General features: G+C 51.6%; 18 protein-coding genes. 3 read left to right on the forward strand and 15 right to left on the reverse strand.

Annotated features, from left to right (window positions below; genetic code table 11):
- Positions 1-2: 2 nt before the first annotated feature.
- Genes TRESADRAFT_RS12730 through csrA form a run of 3 tightly spaced genes read left to right on the forward strand, consistent with a single transcriptional unit; the run spans position 3 to position 1,985 of the window.
- Complete coding sequence (locus TRESADRAFT_RS12730; RefSeq protein ID WP_002706222.1) at positions 3-1,250, forward strand: flagellar hook-associated protein 3; 1,248 nt, start codon at positions 3-5, stop codon at positions 1,248-1,250.
- Positions 1,251-1,293: 43 nt separating this feature from the next.
- Positions 1,294-1,737 carry a flagellar assembly protein FliW gene (gene fliW / locus TRESADRAFT_RS12735; RefSeq protein WP_040843226.1) on the forward strand — a complete coding sequence of 148 codons (444 nt, stop codon included), beginning with the start codon at positions 1,294-1,296 and terminating at the stop codon, positions 1,735-1,737.
- Positions 1,738-1,754: 17 nt separating this feature from the next.
- Positions 1,755-1,985, forward strand: a complete 231-nt coding sequence (gene csrA, locus TRESADRAFT_RS12740; protein WP_002706225.1) for a carbon storage regulator CsrA — start codon at positions 1,755-1,757, stop codon at positions 1,983-1,985.
- Positions 1,986-1,998: 13 nt separating this feature from the next.
- Here csrA and tsaB read toward each other — a convergent pair whose 3' ends face one another.
- The 15 genes from tsaB to TRESADRAFT_RS12810 all read right to left on the reverse strand — a co-directional run bounded on the left by tsaB (position 1,999) and on the right by TRESADRAFT_RS12810 (position 15,231).
- Positions 1,999-2,676: a tRNA (adenosine(37)-N6)-threonylcarbamoyltransferase complex dimerization subunit type 1 TsaB gene (gene tsaB, locus TRESADRAFT_RS12745; protein ID WP_002706226.1), complete on the reverse strand. Its 678-nt coding sequence runs from the start codon at positions 2,674-2,676 to the stop codon at positions 1,999-2,001.
- Between the two features lie 13 nt (positions 2,677-2,689).
- A complete protein-coding gene (gene tsaE, locus TRESADRAFT_RS12750; protein WP_040843228.1) occupies positions 2,690-3,121 on the reverse strand; it encodes a tRNA (adenosine(37)-N6)-threonylcarbamoyltransferase complex ATPase subunit type 1 TsaE in 432 nt (143 codons plus the stop codon).
- Positions 3,118-3,390: a hypothetical protein gene (locus tag TRESADRAFT_RS12755; RefSeq protein ID WP_002706228.1), complete on the reverse strand. Its 273-nt coding sequence runs from the start codon at positions 3,388-3,390 to the stop codon at positions 3,118-3,120. The genes tsaE and TRESADRAFT_RS12755 overlap by 4 nt, the downstream gene beginning before the upstream one ends.
- Positions 3,391-3,405: 15 nt before the next feature.
- Positions 3,406-4,497, reverse strand: a complete 1,092-nt coding sequence (locus tag TRESADRAFT_RS12760; RefSeq protein ID WP_002706229.1) for a PilZ domain-containing protein — start codon at positions 4,495-4,497, stop codon at positions 3,406-3,408.
- A 25-nt stretch (positions 4,498-4,522) separates the two neighbouring features.
- Entirely contained in the window at positions 4,523-5,140 is a 618-nt protein-coding gene (locus tag TRESADRAFT_RS12765) for a hypothetical protein (RefSeq protein ID WP_002706230.1), read from the reverse strand.
- Positions 5,141-5,521: 381 nt separating this feature from the next.
- Positions 5,522-6,451 carry a hypothetical protein gene (locus TRESADRAFT_RS12770; protein ID WP_002706231.1) on the reverse strand — a complete coding sequence of 310 codons (930 nt, stop codon included), beginning with the start codon at positions 6,449-6,451 and terminating at the stop codon, positions 5,522-5,524.
- Between the two features lie 215 nt (positions 6,452-6,666).
- Positions 6,667-7,215, reverse strand: coding sequence for a hypothetical protein (locus TRESADRAFT_RS12775; RefSeq protein ID WP_002706233.1), 549 nt, complete (start codon positions 7,213-7,215; stop codon positions 6,667-6,669).
- The gene (locus TRESADRAFT_RS15765) at positions 7,208-7,390 is read right to left on the reverse strand and encodes a DUF2292 domain-containing protein (protein WP_081478573.1); all 183 of its coding nucleotides are present in this window, start codon (positions 7,388-7,390) and stop codon (positions 7,208-7,210) included. The genes TRESADRAFT_RS12775 and TRESADRAFT_RS15765 overlap by 8 nt, the downstream gene beginning before the upstream one ends.
- A 225-nt stretch (positions 7,391-7,615) precedes the next feature.
- Positions 7,616-7,816, reverse strand: coding sequence for a helix-turn-helix domain-containing protein (locus tag TRESADRAFT_RS12780; RefSeq protein WP_040843135.1), 201 nt, complete (start codon positions 7,814-7,816; stop codon positions 7,616-7,618).
- A 442-nt stretch (positions 7,817-8,258) separates the two neighbouring features.
- Positions 8,259-9,569: a tyrosine-type recombinase/integrase gene (locus TRESADRAFT_RS12785; RefSeq protein WP_002706235.1), complete on the reverse strand. Its 1,311-nt coding sequence runs from the start codon at positions 9,567-9,569 to the stop codon at positions 8,259-8,261.
- A gap of 149 nt (positions 9,570-9,718) precedes the next feature.
- Positions 9,719-11,830: a flagellar filament capping protein FliD gene (gene fliD, locus TRESADRAFT_RS12790; protein WP_002706236.1), complete on the reverse strand. Its 2,112-nt coding sequence runs from the start codon at positions 11,828-11,830 to the stop codon at positions 9,719-9,721.
- 45 nt (positions 11,831-11,875) lie between these two features.
- Positions 11,876-12,247, reverse strand: coding sequence for a flagellar protein FlaG (locus TRESADRAFT_RS12795; protein WP_002706237.1), 372 nt, complete (start codon positions 12,245-12,247; stop codon positions 11,876-11,878).
- A gap of 130 nt (positions 12,248-12,377) precedes the next feature.
- Positions 12,378-13,232 (reverse strand): flagellin N-terminal helical domain-containing protein, encoded by an 855-nt coding sequence (locus TRESADRAFT_RS12800; RefSeq protein ID WP_002706238.1) that lies wholly within the window; start codon positions 13,230-13,232, stop codon positions 12,378-12,380.
- A 297-nt stretch (positions 13,233-13,529) separates the two neighbouring features.
- Complete coding sequence (locus TRESADRAFT_RS12805; protein ID WP_002706239.1) at positions 13,530-14,390, reverse strand: flagellin N-terminal helical domain-containing protein; 861 nt, start codon at positions 14,388-14,390, stop codon at positions 13,530-13,532.
- 211 nt (positions 14,391-14,601) lie between these two features.
- The gene (locus TRESADRAFT_RS12810) at positions 14,602-15,231 is read right to left on the reverse strand and encodes a non-canonical purine NTP pyrophosphatase (RefSeq protein WP_002706240.1); all 630 of its coding nucleotides are present in this window, start codon (positions 15,229-15,231) and stop codon (positions 14,602-14,604) included.
- Positions 15,232-15,255 lie beyond the last annotated feature (24 nt).

Raw genomic sequence — 15,255 nt, forward strand, 5'->3', positions numbered from 1 at the left:
GAATGCCGACAAGAATCAGCAGTCAGTACAACAACAGGCAGACACAGAACAATCTGAGGCGTCAGGAAATACAGAAGGCAAAGATTGATAATCAGATTGGAACCCAGTCGAAGATATCCAACCTTCGCGATGATCCTCTCGCTGCTGGGCATCTTGTCAAATATCAGTCGTATCTTTCGCGCGTAAATAATTTCGAGAAGAATGCGCAGACCCTCAGCGATAAATTCGAATATCGCGAGGGATATATGAAGAATTCCCTTGAGGTTATGCAGCGCGTGCGCGAGCTTGCCGTGCAGGGCGCGAACGGGATAAACACTGCCGAAGATATGCGGAACATCGCCGTCGAGGTCAACGAGCTTCTCGGCGAGCTTCTGCAGAACGCGAACGCGGTCGGGCCTGACGGCACTTCGATTTTTTCCGGAACAAGCACGAACATCCAGGCATTTGACGCGGAGATGGGGGCGGTGAAGGGCTCTATTTATCCTGTTATCGCCAACGTCCGCTACAACGGCTCAATCGACAAGAATCTTATCGAAGTGGACGAGAACAAATTCATCGCGGTTGACAATGCCGGAAACCATACTTTTTGGGCGGAAAACCAGCGCCTGTTTGGCGGGCGCGACGCTTCCGACTGGCAGGCGCAGGAGGATTCCGTCGTCGCGATTGACGGGCAGAACATCTACATCGACGAGGGGGACAATGTTTTTGTCCTCGTCTCCAAGATAAACGCGAGCGGAATCGCCGTGAAAGCGTCCGTCGATCCCGTTTCGCACGGCCTGAACCTTGCGACGACGGATGCGCATCAGCTCTGGCTTGAGGATTTGAGCGGCTCGACGCTCAATGAACTTGGCATCATAAAGGATTCGAGCCAGAAACCCCCGTACAATATCGGCGACAGCGTGCGGCTTTCGGGCGGTTCGCTTTTCGATGCCGTGATAACGCTGCGCGATGCCCTTTTTGCCGGCGACTCGGAGACGGTCGGCGGAAGCGCGTTGATGGGAATTGACAGCGGAATCAACAACCTCGTGAACCGTCTCGCGAAAAGCGGTTCCGAATACGAGAGGCTGGAGAAGGACATATTGAGGAATTCCTCTGTCGCTCTCAATGTGACGGAGCAGATTTCCCGTGAGGGCGATTTGGACATAACGAAGGCGATTACGGACGAGAAGGCGCTGGAGCACGTTCAGCAGGCTACGCTCCATTCTGCGAGCAAGATTTATTCGTCTTCGCTTCTTAATTACATGAGATGACAGAAAATTGATGGAGGGGTATTGAAAAATGGAAATGAACAAAATTGAAGTGAAAACAAAGACAATGGGAACGGTTTCTGTCGATATGGACAAGGTGATAAAATTTCCGGTGGGGCTTTTCGGGTTCGAGAATTACCATGATTTTGCCCTTATCGAGGCTGAGTATCGCCCTTTCATATGGATGCAGTCGCTTAATGACAGGAACCTCGCGTTCCTCCTCATCGACCCGTTCACGGTGACTGACGGGTATGAGATTGACGTCGACGACAAGACGCTCCTTGAGATTGGCGTCGATTCGCCCGCCGATGTCGTCGTGTATTCTATCGTGACTGTTCCCGCTGACGGAGGCCCCGTGACGGCAAACCTTCAGGGACCTGTCGTCATTAACAGGCGTAACAACAACGCCATGCAGGCTATCCTTTCGGATTCAAAATGGACTACGAAGCACAATATCGTAGAGGCGCTCAGGTCAAGCTCAAAAAGATGAGCTTGGGGGAGATGTGAATGCTAATTCTTTCAAGAAAAGTCGATGAGAAAATAAAAATCGGTACCGACATAACGATAACGCTTATCGGAATCTCCGGCGATCAGGTGAAAATCGGCGTGGAAGCCCCCAAGAACGTCAAGGTCTTCCGGCAGGAAGTATTTGATGATATCCAGAGGCAGAATATGGAGGCCGCAGCTGCTGCCCCGGCGCTCGATGTTCTGTCAAAACTCTTCGGCAAGAAAAAATGATGCGATGCGGAGCCTATTTTGCGTCCAGCGCAAGTTCGGCTTCGCTTTTCCTCAAGTAAACGGGACCGTCATAATCTTTGAGCGGTTCTTTTTTTTGTTCGATGAGGTTTTCCGCAATTGTGAAAAGCGCGTCGGTCGGGTTCGGCTGCGATGAGAACGATATGATGTCGAGCGCTCCGTCGGCTTCCCTTATTTTTTCAGAAAAAAGCGCGGCGTCAGGGCCGACGACGAGCGATTTTGTCCCGCGCCTGCCCAAAAATGCGGCTATTTTTTCCGCGGTTGTGTCTTCCGCCTCAAGAACGCAGGTTCCGTTCTCGTATGCTGCCGCGAAGAACTGGTCTTTTTTTGCGTCGATGACCGAGACGACCGTCCCGCCGAAATCCCTGAACGGAAACGCGTACGCTTCAAGGCTCGGAATTCCGTATATCGGCTTTCCGCACGAAAGCTCTATTGCCTTCAGCGCGGAGAACGCGAGGCGCAGCCCCGTGAACGTTCCCGGTCCCTCGCACAGCGCCATGTAATCGAGGTCGGCCGGTTTCAGCCCGACCTGCGCAAGGATATCGTCTATTGCCGGAAGAATCCTCTGCGACTGCTTCATCCCTATGTCAAGCGAGAGCGTCGCCTTCTCGTTTCCGTTTTTTGCGGCGATCACCATGCAGGGCGACGCCGAATCTATTGCCAATGATTTCATTTTTGTTTTTCCTTTAGATGCTGCCGTGTGGCCAGTTTTCGATTGTTATCGTTCTTTCGGTCGAGCCTTCCTTCGGCTCGATTCTGATTATTATCGTCTCGCGGGGAAGCTCGTCCATCACTTTCTCGCTCCATTCGATTATCGAGACTCCGTTTCCGTACATCATGTCCTCGACGCCGAGGTTTATGAAATCTTCTCCGCCGTCGAGCCTGTATACGTCCATGTGGTAGAGGGGGAGGCGACCTTCGTATTCTGAAATGAGGCAGAATGTCGGGCTTGTTATCGTGTCGGCAACGCCGAGCGACTCCGCGATTCCCTTCGTCATGGTCGTTTTTCCCGCCGCGAGCGTTCCCTGCATCGCTATGATTTCTCCGCCTGTGAGCGCCCCGCCGATTTTTCTTCCGAGCGCGATTGTCTCCTCGGCGCTGTTAGTGGTGAATGTCAGGCGCATGGCAGCTTGCCTTCGTTGTCGAGCGAGAGAATGTACGTTTTCAGCGCGGATTTTACCGGAATCAGAGGATAGTCTATGTCCGTTCCCGGAGCCAAATCGACGTATATTATTTTGTCGCCGAACGGCCCCATTTCGATGGTGAATGAGATGTTCGCGCTGAGAGTCTTTGACAGCAGTTCCAGTTTTGCCTGCGCCGTGTAATTTCTTCTGTAATAAATGTAATTGTCATCAGTCCGAATCTGATCCAATCCCAAAACTTTCATAGAATCTCCTGTATACTAGTCGTCATAGCCGATCGCGAGCGCCTGGATTCTGTTCGTGGCGGCATTTTCGATTTTCAAGAATCTGACGTGGAGAATGAACATTCCGTCGATTCTTTTTGTCGTCCGTACAATGGATCCTATCGCGGAATCCGTCACTTTTCTGTTGAATTGCCCCTCGATGTATATGAACTGATCCGGCTTTATCGGCAATGTCGTTATTAGCCTGCAACCTCCAATCGAAACGTCCTCGAGCGTGCCCTCGTGCGTCTTTTCCGCGCGCTCGTACGATATCTCGCCCTTCTTTTTCTCGCTCGTCTTGACCGAAGAGAAACTGCACGGAAGCTGAAGCTCGACGCGCTCCGACTGCCTCATCTGCAACGGGGTGATTTTGTCGGTATGCGCCGTGATGAGGCGTTTGCTTCCGTCGTTCCCGTCTATATACCGTACGACGCGCGCCTCGATTTTGTACGGGAACCCGTCCTTCGTCTCGAAAATGAGCTGAATCTTCGACAGCTCCGCCGGAAGCTCTTTCATCTGCTCCATGCTCTGCGGAACGGAAAGTATCATCCCGTCCGGCGTGTTCTCGAGTATCTCCAGCTTGTGGTGGAATCCCTTCGTGAGCGTGAACGTCAGCGTCGTGCCCGTCTCGACGCTTTTCGTGTTTTTCAGGATGATGGTCTTCTTGTATGTCTTTACGAGCTTCTTCCGCAACGTGAACAGGCTGACTTTTTTCTCCTCGTCGCCGATGACGTCCAGTTTTTTGAACTGTTCCTTCATGAGCGACTCAAGCTCATCATGATCTTGGACAAGGTAGAGTATGTTCGGCGTGCGCTTCACTTTCGTTATTTCCATGAGGATGTTCTTTTCCTCTTTCGAAAGCTGGGCCTCCTTCGCAATCTGGTTTATGTCGGAGACCGACGTCGGACGTCTTTTCTGCCGCTCGACATATTGCGGCGAATTCTTGTACGAGAGAATGTATTTCGATATGAAGAAAATCGCCGCCAGCACGAGCACTATGACGACGATGAGGATTGCGTATCCGAGTACGTTGACCTCTCCTCTTGCCTGAATCGTTGAACCGGAATTTGACCCGAAAAATGAACCCATAAATTCTCCTGTCTAATGTGTCGGATTAGTTTCCGAGCGTATTGAGGGTTTTCGCTATTGCCGAAAGCCGCGGGCTTATCTCGTATTCCGCGAGATCCCCGATGAGAACCGTGTCGCCTGACTCGACAGCCTGCTCGAAGTCGCTGAGTATCGGCATGAAATCCTGGAAGAAATCCCCGACAGTCTTGTTCCCGTCATCCGTCTCGATTCCGTCGGCGATGAAATTGCTGAATTCGTCGGGGAAATAAGCCGCGAGCCGCGCCGTCCTGCAGAATTCGTCTATCAGAGAGGCGACTTCCGCGATGAGGGCGTTTGCCTCCTTGTCCTTCCCGCTCTGGAAATTCACGGAAATGTCCTTTATCTTTTCCGCGAGCGCCGAGCAGCTGAAAAATTCCCTTTTGAATTCCGATTTCACGTCGGACAGCATAATCATCGATATTTCGATTCTCGTCCCGTCCGAAATGGGCGTTCCCAAGCACTCTTCGAAATTGTCAGGGACAACTTCCGTTCCGTTTACGGTTATTCCTGTCGTCGTCGCGTTGTTTGCCTCGAATTCCGACTCAAATGCCTTGAGAACATCTCCTACAGTCTTCTCGTTTTCGAGCGTGACATCTATCTTCTGTGAATTGATGAAAACTTCCATAATTATAGAAAACCTCTACGTCGTGCCGGGGAAAATCTCCGGTTTTTGCAACCCTCGCAAGGCTTTGCCGCTCAGGATGCCGTTGAAATGTCGTCCTTCTGCTTTTTTTGTGAAGCGGACGCGCTGATTCCGCAGTTATATGCCGATTCAGAACACAACCATTATACTACTGTTTGTTCTGGTTTGTAAAACGTCCGTGTAAAAGTGATTGGGGATACATAAAAAGACTTTTGAAGACAATTCTAAAGTAGGAAAACGCACAATTCAAGACCGAAAACGACACGAAATGTCAGACAGTGACAACGAAGGCGCGCCCGTTTTGTTGCCCCTCGAAATGCCCCGAGACAATGAAAAGGGGGCGGTTTCCCGTCCCCGTTCTTTTCACATTCCGCATTTTTGCGCTATGAAAGCGTCCAATTCCGAAATATTGGCGGACACAATCGAACACGCCGCGCCCGTCGAAACATCCCGAACTTTTTTCCTGAGCCGCTTCACGGTGTTTTCGTCGGAATTGCTTTTCAGGGCTTCGATGACCCGCGCCAAATCATCGGGGGCATTTTGCACGAAATACGAAAACGCTAGCGTGTCAACGTCTTTCGGTGTCTTCGCTTCCGTGGTGTCGATATATGACAGCCGCCCGCGTTTCTGAATGTTCGCGTAAAACTCAAAAAAAAGCCGTTTAAGTTCCCCGAAAACAGCCGCGTCGTTAAGGTCTAGCGGTGACAAATCCCGCTTAAACCGCGTCTTTATTGCCGCGCGTTTCCTGAGCCTATATTCCGCCCGCAAAACGTCCCCGCGCCAAATCTCGGGGATGTCGCCGCCGCCCGCCTTAGCTTCCGCCGTCTTGTCATACAGCTTGAAGTCATTCAGCCCCGAACGCAAGAAATAAAGCACTGTTTCAAGTGTCCCCGTTTGGTTGTAGATGTTTGAACGCCGATAAAGCCCGCCCGCGTTGCCGAACAAACTGAGGTACGAAGAAACCGCGCCCCGCAACGGAATCGAGCAACCGATTTCAACTGAGCATAGAACGCCCGCGCCGATGTTAAGCCCCGAAACAGCCGCAAGGACTTCGAGCGCGTCCCTTATTTCGGGACACGTCAACGCCGAAAAGTTTTCGCCCCTGTAGAACTTCGCAAGGCTTCCGCAAACGCGCATTTCGACGACTTCCCCGCCGTGCAATCGCGGCTCAAATTTCATGTTTCGTATACTTCCGAACCACCGCGCACCCCGCGCCGTTGTCTTCATGTTCGCGTTTGGCTTCCATCCGCCGAGCGCGTTTTCATCAAAATAAATCTCGATGTTGTCTATCATGTTTTTGTTTATTCACACGTTAAAAAAGGGCTATGTATAAAAAGGGGGTCAAAATTTGCACCCCTCAGAAAGCATATTACAGAAATTCCGACGGAAACCACGTCCGCGCACGCCCTCGAAAAATCCTCAGGGGGTCAAAATTTGCACCCCCTAGAAAGCATATTACAGAAATTCCGATGATGAACGCCCGCGAACGCCCCCGAGCCGAAACGGGGTCAAACGGCTATTGTTCCGTCGGAAACAGCCGTACACAGCCGCCCCGCTTCCCATTGCGAAAACAATTCGGCGGAATACGCGCCAAGCCCCCGAAAGAACCACACGCGGATAATTTCGCCCGCGACTTCGATAAGCACCGCGTCGCGCTCAGCCGTTTTTATGCCCGCGTTCCGTTCTTCGTTCGTTCGCGGCATGTATTCGGCAAACGCCCTATTCGGATTCAGCGGCGAAAATCGGAACTTGAAGAACATCGATTTCGGCTTGCTTTTCTTGCCGTCGAGCTTCACGCGCCCGCATGTCCCGCCGCCGATGGCGTGCGTATATTTGCCGCCCTCGGATTCGTCGATTCCTTCGCGGTAACCTTTGCTCAAATCCCTGAACTCTATGAACGGCGTTCCCGCTTTTACTGTTTTGTCTCGACTGTCTTTAGAAAGCGTTGACGGAAAGCCGCGCACCGTGTTACCCTTCGCGCCCACTAAACACGCGCGGGTGATTGAATAAAGCCTGAATTCCTGAAATGAATAAGGGCGAATCGGAAACTCAATCATTCCGCGCCCCCTTCTTTTCATCTTGTGAGCTTGTTGTAATGCGCACTTTTTCCGATGTCTGATATTCAATACCGACAACGCGCCCGCCGTGGATTGTGACCGTCACCGAGACAGCCCCGAAAGAAATCCTTTTAATTCGGTTTGAGATTTCATCGCAAATTTTTTGCAAAATCATAATTATCCCCCGCCGCAAAATGGTGCGGCGCAAAATGTGAAAAAGCCCCCGCGTTTCGGGGCTAGGGACAGAAAACCCCCGCGTTTCCCGAAAACACGGTTTTTTGAGCTTTTTTTTCGTGTTAATGTGTTGATTTTGCCTAAATAGAAGGGTATTATTTTTTATATTGATAATAATTTTGCCCTTCTATGGCAATATTAGCCCGTTGAGATAACGCCAATTATTTCAACGGGCGTTTTCTTTCGTTTTCATTCCGCCCCCTTCCGCCCAAGCCTTTACAGCCGCGCGGGAATACCGCACCGCCCGCCCGAATCGGACGAACGGCATGTCAGACCTGATAATTGTCCGAACGTTCACGCCGAACAATTCCGCAACCTCTGAGCGCGTCAGATATTCGCGCCCGCCCTGAGTTTCGATTGCGTTCAATCGCACCCCCTAATAAAAAAAGGGTCTATGAGTTTTGCCTCAAGACCCTTTTATAAACGGGGGCATTGATACAAAAAACATAGCCCCCTAGATTTGATTATCTCATTGTAAATCCAATGAAAAAAAATTGTCAAGTCAAGGCATTTAAATAAATGTTATGTCTTTGACAGTCTATAAAAAAAATAAAAAAAATGCATAACAAAATGCAAATACAAAAAAAACTATCCGCCCGCCTAGCATAGTTGGAAAACGCGCATTTTTCCGAATGTCGGATTTGCCCCGAAAAACACCCGTTCAGACAGCCCTAGAAAATACCCCTCAGACCGTCGAGAAGGGGGCTAGAATCGTTCGGAACGCGTTTCGCGTGTCGTTATCCGTCCCGAACGCGTTATAGCCCGTTTTTCGCGTTTTTGGATACCGTGCAACACCCCCGCCGAAAACGTCAGCGGGACGACGGAAGCGAAGCCCGCCCGCCCTCGACGAAGCCGCCAAAAAGTTCCGCCTGAGCTTCCGCAAGTCTCGCCATGTCGTCCACGCGTTGATGATTCCCGTAACGGTCGTTTATCATCGCGACGCTATGCCCGTTATTCCGCGAAAGAACCGAAACATCGACGCGCCCGTTCATGTATGTCGTGAAGTAATGCCGCCAAGCGTGGAACGTATACCGCGCCGCCGCGTCCTTGCCGAATCCGATTCGCTCTAGTTGTGTCCGCAATGAAAGCAAGAAATTGGCGGGACTTTCGGGGCTTCCGTTCCGATGGATAGACCAAAACACGAACGATTCCGCGCCCGTGTAGAACGGGTTTTCCTTGCAATGCTCTATCATCGCCTGAGCAAGCGCGGGGAAGGGGAACGAAACGACGCGCGTTTTTCCCGTCTTCGTCGTTTTCAGCCCGTTCGTTCGGTTGTATGAGTGCCTGACATAAAGAACGCCGTTCCCGATGTCGCACCCCCTGAGCGCAAGGATTTCGCCGATTCTCATTCCCGTCACGCACGCGATAAGGTTTCCGAGCTTGTGCGCGGGCGTTTCCCATTCGGACGTAAACAGCGCTTGCACCGTTTCGGGGCGCAAGATTTCGCGCGGCTTGTCGTCTTTCGGGATTCTCAGCGTCTTCGCGGAAAAATCCGATTCCGTGATTCCTTCTTTGAACGCCCATCGGAAAACCTCAGCCGCCGCAAGCCTTATTGCCTGTTTTGTTCCCGTTGCCTTATCTAGCCCCGAAATTTTAGATAGAAATTCCGTCCAATCGGCGCGCGTGATTTCGCCTAGCATTTTTTCGCCTAGCCATTCACGCCAATATTTTTTGACGTATGCCAAGTTTTGACGGCGGGTTGTTTCGTACACGCCGCCGCCGCGCCTGTCCATCAGGAACGCGCCCGCCTTATCAGACCATGCGTTTACTAGAAAATCATAGGCGCAAACAGCCGCGCGGGATTCTTTCGGCGTGTAACAAGCCAAAAGCCCGCGCCTTTTCAGTTCGTCGCATATTGCCGCGCAATCTTTCGCCGTCAAATCGTCCGCGCTTCGTATGGCTTCCAAGATTGCAAGCGTTTTCGGGGCGGTCGTTTCTTCCGAATTCTTGCGCGTAAGCATTTCAATTGCCTTGCGCTCAGCTATTGCGCGGTCTGTTGTCCCCGCGCTTTTCGAAATGTCGAATTTCCCCGTGATTTCGTTTCGGAATTGGATGTATAAATTCTTTTTGCCCGCCTTTTGGATGATTCTATACGGGCGCGGGTTTTTCGGTCTTGCCATAAAAAAGCCCCTGAATCAGGGGTGTCGTGGTGGTTTTGTTTCCCCAATCGTTGCCCCTGAATTATTTTTAGTCTTTTTATGGCGAATCTGTTGTCAGGTATCGCACCGAAACCCCTTATAACATAAGGGCTTTTCGGATTTTCCCTCTATCAATCTTTGTTAGTGTTTGTAAAACTGTTCAGCGTGTTTGATTGGGCGTTGAGGCTGTTCAAGGTTCCTTCCATCTGCCCGTATTTTTGCCGTAGCTTGGATTCCTTCGTCGCAAGCTGATCCTCGAGTTTCTTTATCGCCGTCTCCGACGATTTTATCCGTTGCTCGAGTCCGTTGTTCTTCGTCGCGATTATGCCGCCGCTCTGGACCCATGAGGAAAGCTGCTTGTCCATGTTGAACGCTATCCCGGAATCGATTATGAGGTCTCCGTCCTTGTCGTATCCGAATATGTTCTTTATCTGCTCAAGGTTGTTCTCAATCGACGAGTCGAGCTTTTTCTCGTCAATCTCGAGGTACCCGCGCATTTGCGCCGCGTTGTACCCGCCGCCGTTCCCCGAGGCGCGGCTTGAGATTCCGATTTGCGACAGCATCGTTATGGTCGCGTCGTCGCCCCACGGGTAGTTCGCGTTGACGATTGAGCGCAGCGTTGCCTTTCCGTTTGTCAGCGAGAAATCTCCCTGGAACATCCCGAGCTTCTTTTCGGCGGCCTCCTTCTCGTCGCTTGAAAGATAGTCGAGCTCCGAGACGATTTCCGGCTTGTTCTCGCTCAGGATGTTCATCTCTGCGATTACCTGGTTGTAGCTTCCCACGAAGTCGATGAGCGCGTCCTTCGCCGATTCCTTGTCCGGCGCGATGTCTATCGTCGCGGTTTTCTCCGTCGGCTGCTTCACGTTCAGCGTCACGTGCGGTATAACGTCGTCGATTTTGTTCGTCGGACGGCTTATCGTGATTCCGTTGTATTTTATCGTTGCGTCCCCGGCGGTGCTGACGGGATTTATCGGCGTGTAGTCGAGGTTCTTCTTCTCGTCGTAGACGGAATACGAGGACATCGATATTTCCGCGCCCGTGTTCCTGTTCCTCACGACGATTGAGTCCATGTCGGGGAAATCGCGGACGGCAATCGATATGGTCTTCTCGTTCGTTATCGGGTCGACGGCGATTGACGGGCTGTCGGTGTCGAGCTTCGTTTCCGTTCCGTCCGCATTGTGCACGTAGAAGTCCGCCGCGTCCGATACCGGTTCGAGCATCTTCTCGGGAACGGGGGGGAGGAGCGTGTCGCTCGGTTCGTTTTTTATGGTGATTTCGGCGAAGCTTGCCGTCCCGACCTCCTTGAATTCCGGACGCGTGGTGCGCTTGTCGTTCAGCTCCCCGGTTATGTCCTCGACTTCGTTCGTCTTGAACGAGAAGTCAATCCTGTTGCTCTCGACGTCGAACACGCTCGGGTCGACCGGAACCGTGAATCCTTTTCGCGGAGGAATTATCGTCCTGTTGTCCGCGGGGGAGGGCTCCCCGTCCTTTCCGAGCGCCTCGTTTATCGCGACGGTCTTCTTCTTGAACTTCGGCATTCCCTCCTGGTCGTTCTCCGGAACCACCTCCTCAATCTGAGGATTCTCGAAATACTCGGTGTCGTTCCCGAATTCCTGGATGTCCTTGCGGCTTTTTTCTATTATTTTGTTTTTGAGCGCGTATGATAGTGCGTCGTCCTTGAATATGAGGTTGTTCTCGTTTCCCGTCTTCAGCGACTCGATGAGGAGCGCGTGCTTGTTCCCGCTCGTTCCGATAAGCGATGCCTTTATCGTGTTCGCGCTTCTTTTGTTTAGCGACGTTATGAAATCGGAGAGCTTCCCGCCTTTCCAGTTGAATGAAATCGCCTTGTCGGCGACCTCGAACGTGTATTTTCCCTTCGGGACTTGGGACGTCTTTTCCAGTTCCATGGAAAGAAAGCGGTCGGCGGTGGCCTCCTTGAGGACGTCTATCTTGATGGAGTCGTACTCGGCTTCCCTGCCGGCCTCGGCGGTTATCGCGGCCTCGTCCGATGATGTCGCGAGCTTGTTGTTGAACGGATTCTCGAAAGAATATAGCGTCTTTGAGCTTGTGCGCAGCGAAGTCATCTTCTGGTTCATTTCCCGCCACGCGCCCTGCTGCTCCTTGTAGCCGTCGAGCTTGTCCTGCTCGCGGTTGAGCGGAATGCGCTCCTTCTGCATCAGGGCTTCGATATAGTCTTTCGTCTTGTATTTGTCACTGAATCCTGGAACTGAAATGTCAGCCATATAGCTTTTTCTCAGCGGAGGACAGGATGATGCGAGATGCGCCGCTTATATCTTCAGGTTCACAATCGTCCCGGTGACTGAATTTTCCGCGATGCTCCTGAGTTTCGCTTTCATCCGCAATTCCTCGGCGGAGGGAATCTCCTTTATAACTTGATTTGTCTGAGGATCAACAATAGCCACGATGACTTTTCCTGATTCCTGATCGACAGAAAATTGCGTTTTTCTTCCAAGTATAATATCAGAAACTTTTTGGATTTGCTTTATATTTTCTTTCGTTTCGGCGATGTTTTTTTTTAGTTTCTGCACGACCTGCTCAGCGCTCGCCATGGGGTTGGGTAGGGGAACGACATGTGGTTTTCCTGAAGCCGGCTTTGTGATTCGGCCGTGAGCGGCGAAATTCGGATTTATGATATTCATGGTTCACCTCCACAAAAAAAATAAAAGAAGAAAGAGGGGCGCACCTCTTTCTTCTACGCTTCCTTCAAAAAGACGACATCCAGTTGTCTCTCATTCGGTCGCGATTTTTTTTAGTTATGCAATTGCTGAACTACCTGAGCAATGCGAGCACGTTCTGTGACTGGCTGTTGGCCTGTGCGAGCATCGCCGTACCAGACTGTGTAAGAATCTGGTTTTTCGTGTATTCGACCATCTGTGAGGCCATATCCGTATCGCGGATGCGCGATTCGGCTGCCTGGATGTTCTCCGCCGCGATTGCGACTCCGTTGGAAGCAAGCTCGAAGCGGTTCTGGTATGCACCGAGGTCAGCGCGCTGCTTTGATACAGTCATGAGCGCGTTGTCCACGGTTCCTATTGCCATATTTGAAGACTCGGGAGTAGACAAAGTTATCTGCTCGTCGGTACCTTCTGAACCCTTGAGCCCAAGAGCCTGAGCCGTCATCGTGCCGATATATACACGAGCGTTCTGGTCCATGTTGGCGCCAATCTGGAACTGCATCACGCGTCCCGATGAAGAGTCTTTTGCGAAGGAACCTGTCAAAATGTTCATTCCGTTGAACTGTGCCTGTGAAGCTATCCGGTCAACTTCTGAAACAAGTGCAGAGACCTCCACCTGAATCTGCATTCGGTCCTCGTCAGAGTAGATTCCGTTGGCTGACTGAACCGCAAGCTCACGGACTCTCTGGAGAATGTCCTGGGTCTCCTGAAGGTATCCTTCCGTCGTCTGGATGAAAGAGACACCGTTCTGGATGTTCCTGTTCGCCTGATTGAGTCCGCGAATCTGGCTGCGCATCTTCTCAGATACTGCAAGCCCGGAAGCGTCGTCGCCAGCCTTGTTGATGCGCTGACCTGAACTGAGTTTCTCAACGTCGCCTTTAAGAGCCTCGTTGCTGATGCCGAGAGTTCTGTTCGCGAACATTGAGCTCATGTTGTGATTGATAACCATAATTTTGTCCTCCATGAAATACGAGTGCGGCATCTTGCCGTACCGTCTGACCGTGCGGGCATCGAACAGATTCTGCGCCTTCCGTTCGGCGATTTGACCCCTTGCGGCAGAAACTGTCGCTCTCGTTTTTGACAACGACCGTTCCTGCCGTCACGATACAATCATGAAAAACATTTCAAAGAACAAATCCGCGTTCAAATCCGCGGAGGTATAGTCTGATTTTTATTTTCTCAAGAAAAAGCCGATCAGATGGATTTCATCCAATCGGCTTTATTTCAAGCTGCTCCCGCTGCCAGATTACCTGAGCAATGAGAGAACTGTCTGAGACTGGTTGTTAGCCTGCGCGAGCATGGCAGTTCCAGCCTGTGTGAGAACCTGGTTCTTCGTGAACTCGACAACCTGCTTCGCCATATCGGTGTCGCGGATGCGTGATTCTGAAGCCTGGAGGTTCTCTGCCGCGATGTCGACACCCTTAACCGTGTACTCGAGGCGGTTCTGGTATGCACCGAGGTCAGCGCGCTGCTTGTTGATTTTCTTGAGGCTCTCGTCGAGCGTTCCGATTGCGCGGTTCGCAGTCTCCGGAGTTGAGAGGCTGAGAATCTCCTCGCCGGCAACGTCTTTCATTCCGAGGGCAGCAGCGGTCATTGTACCGATGAAAACCTGAACCCTCTGGTCCATGTTCGCACCGATGTGGAACCACATAGAACCTGACACTGAGTTCTCGCCTTCTGCCTGAGCAAAGCGTCCTGTCAGCATGTTCATTCCGTTGAACTGCGCCTGTGAAGCGATGCGGTCAACTTCTGCTACAAGGGCAGAAACCTCGACCTGAATCTGCATCCTGTCCTCGTCGGAGTAGATTCCGTTCGAAGACTGGACAGCGAGCTCGCGGATTCTCTGAACGATGTCAGTTGTCTCCTGGAGGTAGCCCTCTGTCGTCTGGATGAAGCTGATTCCGTTCTGCGCGTTCTGTGAAGCCTTGTTCAAGCCGCGAATCTGGCTGCGCATCTTCTCTGAGACTGCGAGTCCAGAAGCGTCGTCTCCAGCGCGGTTGATTTTCTCTCCTGACGAGAGCTTCTCCTGATCCTTCGTAAGGTTCAGGTGGTTGACTCCGAGCTGGCGGCTAGAATACATTGCTGACATGTTGTGGTTGATAACCATAGTTTTTTCCTCCGTGGAAATGTCATGGACAGAATCCTTTCTGTCCGTTTTTTTGTAAAAGGAAACTAATGTATTACAAGGCTACATCTGTCTCCTTTTATTGTGAACGATTTATTCAAAAAGCTTCGACGAAGTTGATTTGAATATAACCATTCGGAACAGCGTTCTCGGAACGTTGTTGATTAAACTTTAGAAGAATTTTTAAAAAAAATCAACTTTTTTTTATATTTTTTACAAATTCGGCGATTGCCCGTGTCGCCTTGCCTCTGTGCGAGCGTTTGTGCTTTTCCTCGGCAGGAATTTCCGCGACCGTCATGCCGAATTCGGGGAGGTAGACAATCGGGTCGTATCCGAATCCGCCGCTTCCCGCCTGCTTGTCGATTGACGCGACGAGCTCCCCCTCGAATGTCTCCTGCGCCGCGAAGAATCTGTCCGGCGACATCATGAGGACGGCCGCGCATGCGTAGTGGCACGACCTGTCGGCCGAGCCTGTCGCGTTGAGCTGCTCGATGAGGAGCCTGTTCTGCTCGTCCTGCGGGATTTTCTTCCCGTCTGGGCGTCCGCGCATGAACTCCGGCCCCGCGTACCTCGACGTGTAGATTCCTGGAGCTCCCCCGAGTGCCGTGACGCAAATCCCGGAGTCGTCGGCAATGACGGGCGCGTGGACTATTTCCCACAGCGCCCGCGCCTTTATGAGGCTGTTCTCGAGGAATGTCGAGCCTGTCTCTTCCGGATCGAATTCGATTCCCTCGTCGGACGGAATGACGATTTCATGGTCCGGAAGGATTTGCTGCATTTCCTGCTTCTTGTGCTTGTTTCCTGATGCGAGATAAAGTTTCATGCGTGCGATGATACTTCATCTCGC

Source organism: Treponema saccharophilum DSM 2985, assembly GCF_000255555.1.
In the GTDB taxonomy this organism is placed as follows: domain Bacteria; phylum Spirochaetota; class Spirochaetia; order Treponematales; family Treponemataceae; genus Treponema_D; species Treponema_D saccharophilum.